The organism is Streptomyces sp. NPDC000880 (genome assembly GCF_053599675.1).
In genome coordinates this window covers 46736-60100 of record NZ_JBSFMS010000032.1, presented here as the reverse complement: position 1 = coordinate 60100, position 13365 = coordinate 46736, and the positions used below count along the sequence as shown (strand labels likewise).

Annotated in this window: 11 protein-coding genes; 6 read left to right on the top strand and 5 right to left on the bottom strand. The window is 69.8% G+C overall.

What is annotated here, in order from left to right; genetic code table 11:
• Window positions 1–114: 114 nt before the first annotated feature.
• From ACWDO5_RS13875 to ACWDO5_RS13855, 5 genes are read right to left on the bottom strand one after another with little or no spacing between them, the layout of a single operon-like run.
• On the bottom strand, window positions 115–1425 hold the full coding sequence (locus tag ACWDO5_RS13875) for a DUF58 domain-containing protein (protein ID WP_450530501.1): 1311 nt from the start codon (window positions 1423–1425) through the stop codon (window positions 115–117).
• A gap of 10 nt (window positions 1426–1435) precedes the next feature.
• A complete protein-coding gene (locus tag ACWDO5_RS13870) occupies window positions 1436–2419 on the bottom strand; it encodes an AAA family ATPase (RefSeq protein WP_450530500.1) in 984 nt (327 codons plus the stop codon).
• Entirely contained in the window at window positions 2416–3615 is a 1200-nt protein-coding gene (locus ACWDO5_RS13865; RefSeq protein WP_450530499.1) for a DUF4350 domain-containing protein, read from the bottom strand. The genes ACWDO5_RS13870 and ACWDO5_RS13865 overlap by 4 nt, the downstream gene beginning before the upstream one ends.
• Window positions 3612–4298, bottom strand: a complete 687-nt coding sequence (locus tag ACWDO5_RS13860) for a DUF4129 domain-containing protein (RefSeq protein WP_450530498.1) — start codon at window positions 4296–4298, stop codon at window positions 3612–3614. Before ACWDO5_RS13860 ends, ACWDO5_RS13865 begins: the two co-directional genes overlap by 4 nt.
• Before the next feature lie 4 nt (window positions 4299–4302).
• Window positions 4303–5535: a DUF7544 domain-containing protein gene (locus tag ACWDO5_RS13855; RefSeq protein WP_450530497.1), complete on the bottom strand. Its 1233-nt coding sequence runs from the start codon at window positions 5533–5535 to the stop codon at window positions 4303–4305.
• 181 nt (window positions 5536–5716) lie between these two features.
• Between ACWDO5_RS13855 and mtnA the strand changes: the two genes are divergently transcribed.
• From mtnA to hpf, 6 genes are all read left to right on the top strand, one after another.
• Window positions 5717–6865, top strand: a complete 1149-nt coding sequence (gene mtnA / locus ACWDO5_RS13850) for an S-methyl-5-thioribose-1-phosphate isomerase (RefSeq protein ID WP_450530496.1) — start codon at window positions 5717–5719, stop codon at window positions 6863–6865.
• A 4-nt stretch (window positions 6866–6869) separates the two neighbouring features.
• Window positions 6870–7559: an MtrAB system response regulator MtrA gene (gene mtrA, locus ACWDO5_RS13845; protein ID WP_205375139.1), complete on the top strand. Its 690-nt coding sequence runs from the start codon at window positions 6870–6872 to the stop codon at window positions 7557–7559.
• Between the two features lies 1 nt (window position 7560).
• On the top strand, window positions 7561–9582 hold the full coding sequence (gene mtrB / locus ACWDO5_RS13840) for an MtrAB system histidine kinase MtrB (RefSeq protein ID WP_450530495.1): 2022 nt from the start codon (window positions 7561–7563) through the stop codon (window positions 9580–9582).
• A complete protein-coding gene (locus tag ACWDO5_RS13835; protein WP_450530494.1) occupies window positions 9572–11422 on the top strand; it encodes an LpqB family beta-propeller domain-containing protein in 1851 nt (616 codons plus the stop codon). Before mtrB ends, ACWDO5_RS13835 begins: the two co-directional genes overlap by 11 nt.
• A 181-nt stretch (window positions 11423–11603) precedes the next feature.
• The gene (locus tag ACWDO5_RS13830; protein ID WP_450530493.1) at window positions 11604–12329 is read left to right on the top strand and encodes a ComF family protein; all 726 of its coding nucleotides are present in this window, start codon (window positions 11604–11606) and stop codon (window positions 12327–12329) included.
• Window positions 12330–12670: 341 nt separating this feature from the next.
• Entirely contained in the window at window positions 12671–13360 is a 690-nt protein-coding gene (gene hpf, locus ACWDO5_RS13825) for a ribosome hibernation-promoting factor, HPF/YfiA family (protein ID WP_450530492.1), read from the top strand.
• Window positions 13361–13365: the final 5 nt, after the last annotated feature.

Genomic DNA, 13365 nt, shown 5'->3' with positions numbered 1-13365 from the left:
GCAGGGGGGACCCTGTGGGAGAGTAGGACGCCGCCGAACAATCTTTGTGGGAGAGCCCCGCACCATTTTGGTGCGGGGCTTTTCTGCGTTTAGGGGGCAATACCACCGCCTCTCTCAGAGGCGGCCGGCAGCCTTTAGCGCGAGGTAAGCGTCTGCAAGGGCAGGCGCAAGGTTGTCAGGAGTCGCATCGACGACGGTGACGCCGTGGCGTTGGAGCTGTTCTGCCGTGCGGCGGCGCTGAGCCTGGGCCTGCGTGCCGGCAGCGGCGTCGTAGACATCCTCGATCGTGCCTCGGCCGGTGGACATCTGCTGGATGTGGGGGTCGGCCACCGAAGCCACAAGCACCGTGTGGCGTTGGGTGAGCTGGGGGAGAACGGGGAGCAGGCCCTCTTCGATGGGTGCGGCGTCGAGGCTGGTGAGTAGCACGATCAGGGACCGGCGTGGGGCACTGTTCAAGGCTGTGGCGCTGAGGCCGCGGGCGTCGGTTTCGACGAGCTCGGGTTCGAGGGGAGCGAGCGCGTTGACCAGGGCAGGCAGCAGGTCGCCCGCTGAGCGGCCCTGGACCTGGGCGCGGATGCGGCGGTCGTAGGCCAGCAGGTCCACACGGTCGCCCGCACGCGAGGCCAGGGCGGTAAGGAGTAGTGCTGCGTCCATGGCCGCGTCGAGGCGTGGGACATCCCCGACCCGGCCGGCTGAGGTGCGGCCGGTGTCGAGTACGACGAGGATGTGGCGGTCGCGTTCAGGGCGCCAGGTGCGTACGGCAACGGTGGTCTGGCGGGCTGTGGCGCGCCAGTCGATGGAGCGGGTGTCGTCACCGGGGATGTAGTCACGGAGGCTGTCGAACTCGGTGCCCTGGCCGCGGATGAGGACGCTGGTGCGGCCGTCCAGCTCGCGTAGTCGGGCCAGTCTGGACGGCAGGTGCTTGCGGCTGGTGAACGGCGGCAGGACGCGGACGGTCCAGGGGACCTTGTGGTTGCCCTGGCGGGCTGCCAGGCCCAGAGGTCCGTACGAGCGGACGGTGACACGGTCGGCCTGGCGGTCGCCACGGCGTGTGGGGCGCAGGACGGTAGTGATACGTCGGCGTTCGCCTGCGGGGACGGTGAGCTTGTGCCGGGATGCCCGCTGTCCGGTGCCGCTGAGCCAGCTGCTCGGGGGCCAGGCGTCCCGGAGGTGGGCGCGCAGTCGGCGGTTGGAGAGGTTGGTGACGGTCAACTGGACTTCGGCGGCGTCACCAAGTCGAACTGATGTGTCACCGCTTCGGGTGAATCGGAGCGTTCGCACTGGCGCCGCGAGGGCGTAGTCGCACAAGATTGCTAGTGAGAGAGGCGCATTCACAGCGAGCATCCCGGTCCAGCTCGGAGCCAGGATGCCCACGGGGAGAGAGCCGAGAGCGGCGAGGAGTGCGGTTCTTCCGGTGAGGGCCATGGGTCAGTCCTCAGCGGGGGACGGGGACGTGGCTGAGGATCGCGGTGATGACGGAGTCGGGGGTGACTCCCTCCATCTCCGCTTCGGGCCTGAGCTGGATCCGGTGGCGCAGGGTGGGCAGGGCGAGGGCTTTCACATCGTCGGGGATGACGTAGTCGCGGCCGGTGAGCCAGGCCCAGGCACGGGCGGTGGAGAGCAGGGCTGTGGCGCCTCGGGGAGACACGCCGAGGGTGAGTGAGGGGGATTCGCGCGTGGCACGGCAGATATCGACGACATAGCCCGTGATCTCGGCGGAGACCGACGTCTTGGAGACGGCAGCGCGGGCCGCTTCCAGGTCGGCGGGGCCTGCGACGGGGCGCACACCCGCAGCCTGGAGGTCGCGGGGGTTGAAGCCCTCGGCATGCCGGGTCAGGACGTTGATCTCGTCCTCGCGGGACGGCAGAGGGACCGTCAGTTTGAGGAGGAACCGGTCCAGTTGGGCCTCGGGAAGGGGATAGGTGCCCTCGTACTCGACCGGGTTCTGGGTCGCGGCGACCAGGAAGGGGTCCGGCAGCGGGCGGGGGGTGCCGTCGACTGTGACCTGACGCTCCTCCATCGCTTCCAGGAGCGAGGACTGGGTCTTGGGTGGAGTGCGGTTGATCTCGTCGGCGAGAAGGAGATTGGTGAAGACGGGACCGGGCTGGAAAGAGAACTCGGCGGTGCGCGCGTCGTAGACGAGAGAGCCGGTGACGTCGCTGGGCATGAGGTCGGGGGTGAACTGGACGCGCTTGGTGTCGAGTTCGAGGGAGGCCGCGAGGGTGCGGACCAGGAGCGTCTTGGCGACGCCTGGTACTCCTTCGAGGAGGACATGGCCGCGGCAGAGCAGGGCCACGACGAGTCCGGTGACAGCGGGATCCTGGCCGACCACGGCCTTGGCGATCTCGGTGCGCAGGGCCTCCAGGGAGGTGCGGGCGCGGTCCGAGTTCTCAGCCGTCTCGGGGGTCGGGGCGCTCATGAAGTGCGTACCTCTCTTTCGAGGGCGTCGAGTTGGTCTGCCAGGTGGACGAGAGCGATGTCGTTGGCCGGAGCTGGGCCGAAGAGCAGGGCCTTGAGGTCCCGGTCGCCCGTGGGGAGATGGGCCGAGATGGCCGGGAGCAGGGCCGCGGGGGAGTGCGCGCCGGTCGGAAGGACGCCGAGGAGCGGGGCGAGGCGGGTGCGGGTGGCGGAGCGCAGGGCCGACGCCGCGCGGTCGCGGGCGTTCACCTTGCGGTAGAGGCGGGCGCGGCCCTCGGTTGACTCGGAGGCGCGGATGGCTACGGGAAGCCGTTCGGTGACGAGGGGGCCCAGCCGACGGGCGCGCCAGATGGCTGCCAGGGCGGCGGCGAGGGTGAGTTGGAGCGTCCCCCAGAGCCAGCCGGAGGGGATGAGTTCGAGGAACGTGCTGTCGGTGTCGCCGTCGGTGCTGTCTTGGGCGGCGGAGCTGTCGGTGAGCGAAGGGAGGTACCAGACCAGATGGGTGCGGGAGCCGAGGAGTTGCAGGGCGAGGGAGGCGTTGCCGTGCTTGTCCAGACGGTGGTTGTACAGGATGTCGGGGGAGCCGAGCAGGACGGTGTCGCCATTGCCGGGGTCGTCGATCCTGAGGAGGGTGGGCCGGCCGTCGCTCGGGTAGCAGCCGTCGGCGCCGGGCGTCTCGGTGGAGTACCGCTCACCGCCGAGGTCGGCGTTGCCGGCGCTGCGGGCTGCAGGCAGGGAGCACTGAGGGGTGAGTGCCGAGACGGGCGCCGGGATTTCGCTGTCGACGCCCGGGGCAAGTGCGTCGAGCGACGCGGGGCCGGTGGAGAGAAGGACGGTGCGCCCGCCGGAGTTGGCCGTCGCGGTGCGGAAGGTCTCCTGTTGGCGGCTCGTCAGCAGGTCGGGTGCGGCGACCAGAAGGGTGGTGTCGGGGCCGGCCGCGCTGGTGGCCTCGTCGAGGGTGGTGACCACGCGGGTGGTGACGCCGCGGTCCCTGAGGAGTTCGGCGACGGCCCGGCTGCCGGAAGGGTCGGCGGAGCGGGGATCGAGGCGGCCGTGCTCGTCTCCGGAGCGCAGGGCGGCCATGGCGATCCCGGCTGCGACGAGGATGACGAGTGCCAGCAGCAGGCCGCGGGTGCGGGTCCACACCTGGCGGCCGGTGGGAGACATGGAGGTGGAGCTGAGGGTCGCCCCGGTCATTCGGCTGCTCCTTGGGCCGCGCCGCTCAGTTGGGGCTTGGCGCGCTCCAGTTCGAGGTCGAGATCGCGCAGGCGCAGATACGCCTGCTGGTCGGCGGTGCGGCCGCCGTATGTGACGTCGTCGAACTCCCTGGCGGAGGCGCGGAGTCCGTCGGCGTGGTCGGGGAGGGAGCGGCCCGCTTCGGCGGCGGCTTCGTCGGCGGTACGGCCGGGGCGCGGGTCGAGGAGGGTTCGTTCCTCCAGGGAGCGGACGATTGCCCGCATGTGTTCCTGGACGGCTTGGTTCCAGCGTCCGGCGGCGGCGTGGGCCTCGGCGGCGGTGCGGTGTTCGGATGCGCTGCGGGGGCTGTCGTCGAACAGGGAGTCCGCGGTGCCGGGGGTGCGCCGGGGTGTGCCAAGTCGCCACCAGAGGGCGGCGATCAGGCCGACGACGAGCAGGACGACGACGAGAAGACCGAGCGGGCCGCCGGGGGTGGCGCCTGACGCGGCGTCGAAGATGCCGCCGACCCAGTCCCAGAAGCGGTTGAGCGCGCGCTGGAGCAGGCTCGGGTCGTTCTCGTGGTACATCGGCTTGGACAGTTCCCGCTCCGCCGCCTCCCGGGCGGGGATGCGGGGAGTGTCCACCGGTACGTCGTTCGCGCGGATCAGCGGCCGCGCCATTGTCACGCCCCCCGTGGTGGACACCGCATCAGCTCCTGGAAGGGGCGTTGCCGGGCGGCTCGGAGCCGTAGCCGGGGACGCCGGCGGCCCGTGCGAGTTCGATATCGAGGGCCTCGCGGCGGATGCGCTGGTCGATGTAGAGGAGGACCGTCACGCCGGCGGAGATCGGGTAGGTGATGGAGGACGCGATCACCGAGCCGATGCCCGTGATGATCAGGAACGGCCACCCGAAGTCAGGGGTGGTCCCGGCGAACAGGTCGCCGAACCCGCTGCCGTCCACCGCGAACGCGATCAGAGCGAACGGCACAGCGATGATCATCGAAACAAGCAGCGTCAGCAGCAGCGTCAGCGCCACGATGCCGAAGGTCCGCCACCAGGCGCCCTGGACCAGTTTGGCGGAGCGGCGCAGGGATGCGATGACGCCCTGGCGCTCCAGCATGAGTGCGGGAGAGGCAAGGGCGAACCGGATCATCAGCCAGAGGATCACGACGCAGGCGGCCAGGCCTGCGAGTACGGAAAGCGCGATTCCCGCACCGGTGCCCAGCAGCATGCCGGGCAGAATCGCCACGGTCATGATGCCGCCGCTTATGAGTGGCAACAGCAGGGTGAGACCCAGCAGTTGGGGGAACCGGGGCCGCGCCTCGTGCCAGGCCTCGGAGAGCGTCACCGGGCGGCCCAGCACCGAGCGGCTGATCACCACGGTGAGAAGTGCCGTGGTGAAGAGCGTGGCGATCAGGGTGATGATCAGCACAGGGCCCATGGCGAGCAGGCTGGACTGCAGCGAGTCCACCGACTGCCTCAAAGCCTCCGACGGGTCTGCGTCCGGGTTGACCTCGGGCGGGTCGGGGAGCAGGTAGCGGTCGACGAGGATGTTGCCGATCTCGGAGATCACAGAGACGGTGATCGTGATGCCCAGCACCGTTCGCCAGTGAGCACGCAGGGTCGACACCGCGCCGTCGAGGATCTCGCCGACTCCCAATGGTCGGAGCGGGATGACGCCGGGCTTGGCGGCGGTCGGAGGCTGGCCCCAGCTGCCGCGCGGCTGACCGCCGCCCCAGCCGGGCGCTGGTGGTGGTGGCGCAGGGACGCGGTTGGCACCCGGGGCGGTCGGCGCGGACCACTGTCCCGGGGGCGGCTGCTCCTTGGACCACTTCGAGGCGGGGCTGCTCTCGTCGGCGGGCGCGGCGGGCTGTGGTGCGCCGCCGTCCTGGCCGTCGGAGGGAGCAGATCCGGGCGAGGCCCAGCCCGGAGTGTCGTTCACGGTCGTCCACCTCATGGGTTGGTCACGGGGCCGGCTCGGCGAGCCGACATGTTCGCGGTGGCCGTCCCCGTAGCGGGGCGGCAGGTTGGCTGCCATCGTGCCACGCGTGGCACGTTGGTGGGCGGGCCCTGTATCTCCTTCGCACCTTCTTTGTCGGTGCCTCACCGGGCAGACTGGGCGGATGGCTGATCAGTACGTACAAAATCCGGTCGGCGCGGAGCCGCCCATGCTTCCGGTGCTGCGCTGGGACGAGCCACCGGAAGGACCCGTACTGGTGCTTCTCGACCAGACCCGGCTCCCTGTCGAGGAGGTCGAGCTGGTCTGCACCGATGTGCCTGCCCTGGTACGGGCGATCCAGACGCTCGCCGTGCGTGGGGCGCCGCTGCTGGGCATCGCGGGCGCCTACGGTGTGGCCCTCGCCGCCGTGCGGGGCTACGACGTGGACGAGGCAGCGGGGCTGCTGGAGCAGGCGCGGCCCACCGCCGTGAACCTGGGATACGGAGTGCGGCTGGCAGTAGCCGCGTACCGGGCTGCGGCCGAGAAGGGGGCGGACGCGGAGCAGGCAGGACAGGCGGCGCTGGCCGCGGCCAAGGGGCTGCACCGGGAGGATGCCGCGGCCAGTGCCCGGATGGCTGAGCACGGGCTGGTGCTGCTCGACGAGCTGCTGCCGGGTGGCGGTCACCGGATCCTGACCCACTGCAACACCGGGGCGCTGGTCTCGGGCGGTGAGGGCACCGCGTTCGCCGTGGCGCTCACGGCGCACCGCGCGGGGCGGCTGCGGCGGCTGTGGGTGGACGAGACGCGGCCGCTGCTGCAGGGGTCCCGGCTGACCGCCTACGAGGCTGCGCGCAGCGGAATGCCGTACACATTGCTCACGGACAATGCCGCGGGGTCGCTCTTCGCGGCGGGGGAGGTGGATGCCGTACTGATCGGGGCCGACCGGATCGCCGCCGACGGTTCGGTGGCGAACAAGGTCGGGAGCTACCCGCTCGCGGTGCTGGCGAAGTACCACCACGTACCGTTCATCGTGGTCGCGCCGACGACGACGGTGGACCTGGGCACGCCGGACGGGGCGTCGATCGAGGTGGAACAACGGCCTGGACAGGAGGTGACGGAGGTCACCGCGCCGCAGATAGCGGCGGCCGGAGGGGGAGTGAGCGGCGGGCTGCCGGTGGCGCCGCTGGGAACGCAGGCGTACAACCCGGCGTTCGACGTCACTCCTGTGGATCTGGTGACGGCGATCGTCACCGAAAAAGGAGCGTTGTCCCCGGTCACCGGGGGTGGAATAGCGGAGCTGTGTGCCAGGTCATGCCAGGTAACGATTAGCTAATGGGATGATGTCGATTATGAAGGGACGAGTCCTTGTCGTCGACGACGACACCGCACTGGCCGAGATGCTCGGGATTGTGCTGCGTGGTGAAGGTTTCGAGCCGTCGTTCGTAGCGGACGGTGACAAGGCACTTGCCGCTTTCCGTGAGGCCAAGCCGGATCTTGTACTGCTGGATCTCATGCTGCCCGGACGGGACGGCATCGAGGTGTGCAGGCTGATCAGGGCCGAGTCCGGTGTGCCGATCGTGATGCTCACCGCCAAGAGTGACACCGTGGATGTGGTGGTCGGCCTGGAGTCCGGGGCCGATGACTACATCGTCAAGCCGTTCAAGCCGAAGGAGCTGGTCGCCCGGATCCGGGCGCGGCTGAGGAGGTCCGAGGAGCCGGCGCCGGAGCAGCTGGCGATCGGGGATCTGGTCATCGATGTGGCCGGTCACTCCGTGAAGAGGGACGGGCAGTCGATCGCCCTGACTCCGCTCGAGTTCGATCTGCTGGTCGCGCTCGCCCGCAAGCCCTGGCAGGTGTTCACCCGCGAGGTGCTGCTGGAGCAGGTGTGGGGCTACCGTCACGCCGCGGACACGAGGCTGGTCAATGTCCATGTACAGCGGCTGCGTTCCAAGGTCGAGAAGGACCCTGAGCGCCCGGAGATCGTGGTGACCGTCCGTGGTGTCGGTTACAAGGCCGGGCCGAGCTGACATGTCCGGAGGCAGTGTTGCTCCGAAGCCCGGGGAGCCGGGAGTCCGTACGGGGCGGGCTGCCGGACCGGGGCGTGAGCCTTCGCGATTCGGCCGCCTGCTCCATGGCGGACGGCTGTCCCAGGACAGTGCGCCGGGCGGCCCGGTCCTCCGGCTTGTTATGCGCTGGGTGCGCCGTCCGCTGCTGCTGGCCGTCCGGCTGTGGCGGCGGAACATCCAGCTCAGGGTGGTCGCGAGCACACTGCTGATGTCGCTCGGCGTGGTGCTGTTGCTCGGCCTTGTCGTCATTGGGCAGGTGCGTAACGGTCTGCTCGACGCCAAGGAGAAGGCGGCTCAGAGTCAGGCGGCTGGTGGTTTCGCGGTGGCGAGGGAGAGGGCGAACGCGCCGGTCGGGCCCGGCGGGCAGGACGGTGCCTCGACGGACGGCAGGACCGCCCAGAGTTCCTGGCGGTCCGACCTGGTGGAGCAGCTCGCCAGTGGTGGTCAGGGCGCGTTCAATCTGGTGGCGCTGAGTTCCGGCTCCGAGGGTGCGGGTTCCAGCCGCGGGCCCCGGACGTCCGGGAGCGTGGACTTTGCGAGCATCCCCGAGGGGCTCCGTGAAGCCGTCGGCCAGGGGACCGGGACGTACGAGACGTACATCCGGATCAAGTACAACAACGCTGAGCACGAGCCGGAGCCCGGGCTGGTCATCGGTACGCGGCTGAACGACGTCGAGGGCAATCCCTACGAGCTGTACTACCTCTTCCCGCTGGCGCAGGAGGAGCAGTCGCTCAACCTGGTCAGGGGGACCCTCGCCACGGCCGGACTGTTCGTGGTGGTTCTGCTGGGAGCTATCGCCTGGCTGGTCGTGCGGCAGATTGTCACGCCCGTACGGATGGCCGCGGGGATCGCCGAGCGGCTCTCCGCGGGCCGCCTCCAGGAACGGATGAAGGTCACCGGCGAGGACGACATCGCCAGACTGGGCGAGGCGTTCAACAAGATGGCGCAGAACCTTCAGCTCAAGATCCAGCAGCTGGAGGAGCTCTCCCGGATGCAGCGTCGGTTCGTCTCGGACGTTTCGCACGAGCTGCGTACGCCGCTGACGACCGTGCGGATGGCAGCGGATGTCATCCATGAGGCGCGGCAGGACTTCGACCCGGTGACGGCGCGCTCCGCCGAGCTGCTCGGGGATCAGCTCGACCGCTTCGAGTCGCTGCTCTCCGATCTGCTCGAGATCAGCCGCTTCGACGCGGGAGCGGCGGCGCTGGAGGCCGAGCCGATAGATCTGCGCGAGGTGGTACGGCGGGTGATCGGCGGCGCCGAGCCGCTGGCCGAACGCAAGGGCAGCCGGATACGGGTGATCGGCGACGAGCAGCCGGTCGTGGCGGAGGCCGACGCCCGGCGTGTGGAGCGTGTCCTGCGGAACCTGGTCGTCAACGCCGTCGAGCACGGCGAGGGCCGGGACGTGGTGGTGCGGATGGCAGTGGCCGGCGGGGCCGTCGCGGTCGCCGTGCGCGACTACGGCGTGGGACTGAAGCCGGGGGAGGCGACCCGGGTGTTCAACCGCTTCTGGCGGGCGGACCCGGCGCGTGCCAGGACCACCGGCGGCACCGGTCTCGGTCTGTCCATCGCGGTCGAGGACGCCCGGCTGCACGGCGGCTGGCTCCAGGCATGGGGTGAGCCCGGCGGTGGTTCGCAGTTCCGGCTGACCCTGCCGCGTACGGCGGACGAGCCGCTGCGCGGTTCGCCGATACCGCTGGAGCCGGAGGACTCGCGGCAGAACAGGGAGCGTGGCTTGTCCGCAGAGCCGAAGGCGAGCGGGCACCTGCTGGCGTCCGTGCCCGTTCAGTCGGTGACGGACCGGTTGCCCCTGCCCGTACCGCCGCGTGCTCCGGTGTCGCCTCGTACGGGCCCGACGGGCGTGGATCCCGCGGCGCTGCCGGGCAGCGGCGCCCGGGTGGTGGCGCGTCAGGCGGGGGAGCGGCACGACGACTCCGCAGCACAGGTTTCATTGGACCGGGAGGACACGACTCGTGGGCGCTGATCCCCGTCGCAACGGCCGCCGAGGCGCGTTGCGCGTGTCGGCGCTGCTCGGCTGCGGCAGTGTGCTGGTGGCCGGGTGCGCCTCGATGCCCGACAGCGGTGACATCCACGCCGTGAAGGCGTCCCAGGGAGCGGACTCCCAAGTGCGGGTGTATGCGGTGCCGCCGCGGATGGGGGCTACGCCCGACGAGATCGTCACAGGCTTCCTGGAGGCGATGACCAGCGACGATGCCAATTTCGCAACCGCGCGGACGTATCTGACGCCGGAGACGTCCCAGAAGTGGCGGCCGGAGGCGGGCACCACGGTGCTGTCGGCCGCACCGGACGCGGGACAGGCCAGCGCGGGCGACCGGGACAATCCAGGCCTCAACTACCCGCTGTTGGGCAAGCAGATCGCCACGGTGGACACTAAGCACGCCTATCAGCCGGTCACACCCACCGACTACGAACAGACCATTCATCTGTCGCTGCAGAACGGTCCGGACGGCAAGCAGTGGCGTATTGACAACCTGCCGCCGGGGCTGGTGCTCGGGGCATCCGACTTCCAGCGCAACTACCGCTCGGTGAACAAGTACTACTTTGCCTCCGGGCGCAGCATCCTGGTTGCCGACCCGGTCTACATCCGGCAGCGGCTGGATCCGGTGACCCGGATGGATCCCGTCACACAGTCGGTCAAGGCGCTGCTGGACGGGCCGACGAACTGGCTGCAGCCAGTGGTCGAGTCGCCCTTCCCGACCGGTACGACGCTGAAGGAGGGCACCAAGTCGCTCGCGTTCGACGACCGCAACGCGCTGAAGGTGCCGCTCAACGGGAAGGCCTCCAACGTGGGCCAGCAGCAGTGCATGAAGATGGCGGCGCAGATCCTGTTCACTCTGAAGGATCTGACGTCCACCAGGGTGGAGCAGGTGGACCTGCAGCGTGCGAACGGCTCGCAGCTGTGTGTGCTCAACAGCGGCCAGGCGGAGGGTTACGCACCGGACCACGTCTCGGGCAGGCCGGTCAACCAGTACTTCGTCGACGACAAGTTCCGGCTGGCGCTGCTGGCGGGCGGAGCGAAGGACATAAGCGAGCCGGAGAACGTCCCAGGGCCGTTCGGCAATGGGCAGCTGCCCATGAGCATGGTCGGGGTGGCTCGCGACGAGCGCACCGCCGCGGCGGTTTCGAAGGACAACAGCCGTTTGTACGTGGCGTCCATTACGGGGGAGAGCAAGCTGGGCAATGCGGTGGTGAAGAGCACTGGCAAGAGCACCAGCAATCGTCTTTCGGCCCCCAGCTGGGACGGGCGTGGCGATCTGTGGGTCGCGGATCGCGACCCCGGCCATCCGGCTTTGTGGCGTCTGCCGGACGGCACCGGCAAACCCCAGAATGTCAAGATCATCCCAGGGCTGGACGGCGCGCGTATTGAGGCGCTGAAGGTCTCCGCGGACGGTGTGCGGATCGCGCTGCTGCTGACGAAGGACGGGAAGAAGACGCTGCAGATCGGACGCGTGGAGCGCCCGGGCCCCAAGGGCAACCCGGTGGTGTCCGTCGCGGAACTGCGGCCTGCTGCACCCCAGATGGAGACGGTGACGGCCGTTTCCTGGGCCGGCCCCAGCAGGCTCGTGGTGGTGGGCAAGGAATCCGGCGGAGTGCAGCAGGTGCGCTATATGCAGACGGACGGTTCGAGTTCGGACGTGAGCCTGCTGCCGGGGCTGAACCGGGTCAAGGCGGTCGCGGCGTGGGACGACGAGACTCGCCCGCTGGTGGCGTACTCCGAGGACGACGGCATCGTGCGGCTTCCGGCCGGCGCCAACTGGCAGACGCTGGTGAAGAAGGGCTCGTCGCCGGTCTACCCGGGGTAGCGGCGGCCGGCTCGGCCGCTTTCCTCGGCCGGTCGCGCCCCGCAGAAGGGCCTCAGGAGAGCCTCCTCCCCGGGCCTCAGGGGGGCCTGGCAGAGCCTCGGGAGAGATCCGGGGAGAAGTCCCCGCGAAGAGGTATCCACAGGGGTGGCACGGCGCTCCAGGTGTTGGCACAGTGGTTGCCATGGGGGACTGGTGGCGGGAAATCTCCGGTCTGGTGCTGCCGGTCGACTGTGGCGGCTGCGGCACTCCGCGTACGCCGCTGTGCGAGGAGTGCGCGTGGGCGCTGAGCGGCACGGCAGCGCGCCGGGCGAGGCCCGTGCCGGAGCCAGCGGGCCTGCCGGTGGTGCACGCCGCCGCGCCGTATGCCGATGCGGTACGTGCGGTGTTGCTGGCCCACAAGGAGCGGGGCGCGCTGGGGCTGTCCCGGCCCCTGGGTGCCGCGCTCGCCGGAGCGGTGCGGGCCGGCCTGTCACGGGCCGGCCGGGAAGCGGGGCCGCTGCTGCTCGTACCGGTGCCATCGGCGCGGCGAGCGGTCAGAGCGAGGGGGCACGACGCGGCGCGGCGGATCGCTCTGGCAGCCGCGGGCGAGCTGCGGCGTACAGGGACGGAGGCGACGGCGCTCCCGGTGCTGCGGCAGTGGCGGGCAGTGGCCGACCAGTCCGGCCTCACGGCCCGCGAGCGGGTGGCGAATCTAGCCGGTGCCCTGGAGGTCGCGCCCGGCGGCGGACGGCTGCTGGAGAGCGGCCGGGCGGTGCTGGTGGACGATCTCATGACGACGGGGGCGTCACTGGTCGAGGCGGCGCGGGCGCTCCGTGCGGCCGCCGGGCTGCGATTTCCCGGCCCAGTACCGCTGGGCGCAGCGGTTGTCGCAGTGCCACCGCTCTCTTTCGAAATGAACCGGAACTAACAGCGTAGTCGGAACGTTGCAGGTAGTGAGAGGAAAAGTATCCCTGAACGGAGGTACGCGCTGGTAGCGGGTGCCGAGACCGCTCCGATCGAGCTATGTTCGGTTGTGAGGAATGGCGATTGCCGTACCTCACGAGCGTACGGCCATGTTTCCGGGCTTTTCGGTCAGGGATTCGAGTAATTGCGTGCCTCGAAAATTGGTGGGGTGGAGATCTTGTCGACTGGGGAGGAGGAGGTGAAAGTCGCCAAGTCCGAGGCTCCGGTGATCACCGGAGCCTGGTGCAAGAGGGAGACGCTCCGCAGCCTGCGAGCGGGCGGGGCTATCCGGGAACGGAGTTCTGCGTGGACATCGTCGTCAAGGGCCGCAAGACCGAGGTGCCTGAGCGGTTCCGCAAGCACGTGGCCGAGAAGCTGAAGCTGGACAAGATCCAGAAGCTCGACGGCAAGGTGATCAGCCTGGACGTCGAGGTGTCCAAGGAGCACAACCCGCGGCAGGCCGACCGTTCCGACCGAGTGGAGATCACCCTCCACTCCCGAGGCCCGGTGATCCGGGCGGAGGCCGCGGCCGGCGACCCGTACGCAGCACTCGACCTCGCCACCGGCAAGTTGGAGGCGCGGCTGCGCAAGCAGCACGAGAAGCGCCACAACCGCCGTGGCAGCGGCCGCATTTCGGCGTCCGAAGTGGCCGATGTCGTTCCCGGCGTCGCCGAGTTGAACGCCAATGGCCGGCCGCACGTCGAAGAGGCGTCTCAATCCATTCCCACCACCAGGATCGGCTCGCTCGAAGTCCAGGGCGAGGGACCGCTGGTGGTCCGCGAGAAGATCCACATCGCAGCACCGATGACGCTCGACCAGGCGCTCTACGAGATGGAGCTGGTCGGGCACGACTTCTACCTCTTCGTCGACTCCGAGACGAAGCAGCCCAGTGTCGTCTACCGACGGCACGCATACGACTATGGCGTCATCCACCTGGAGACCGACCCGCTGGCGGGATCCGAGGCGGGCGGCGCCGGAGGTGCGCTCGGCGGCTGACGACG

Coding starts and splice junctions, on each gene's coding strand:
- ACWDO5_RS13875 (WP_450530501.1), bottom strand. CDS start 1,425: ATGGCCCTCACCGGAAGAACCGCACTCCTCGCCGCTCTCGGCTCTCTC.
- ACWDO5_RS13870 (WP_450530500.1), bottom strand. CDS start 2,419: ATGAGCGCCCCGACCCCCGAGACGGCTGAGAACTCGGACCGCGCCCGC.
- ACWDO5_RS13865 (WP_450530499.1), bottom strand. CDS start 3,615: ATGACCGGGGCGACCCTCAGCTCCACCTCCATGTCTCCCACCGGCCGC.
- mtnA (WP_450530496.1), top strand. CDS start 5,717: ATGGCTGATCAGTACGTACAAAATCCGGTCGGCGCGGAGCCGCCCATG.
- mtrA (WP_205375139.1), top strand. CDS start 6,870: ATGATGTCGATTATGAAGGGACGAGTCCTTGTCGTCGACGACGACACC.
- mtrB (WP_450530495.1), top strand. CDS start 7,561: ATGTCCGGAGGCAGTGTTGCTCCGAAGCCCGGGGAGCCGGGAGTCCGT.
- ACWDO5_RS13830 (WP_450530493.1), top strand. CDS start 11,604: ATGGGGGACTGGTGGCGGGAAATCTCCGGTCTGGTGCTGCCGGTCGAC.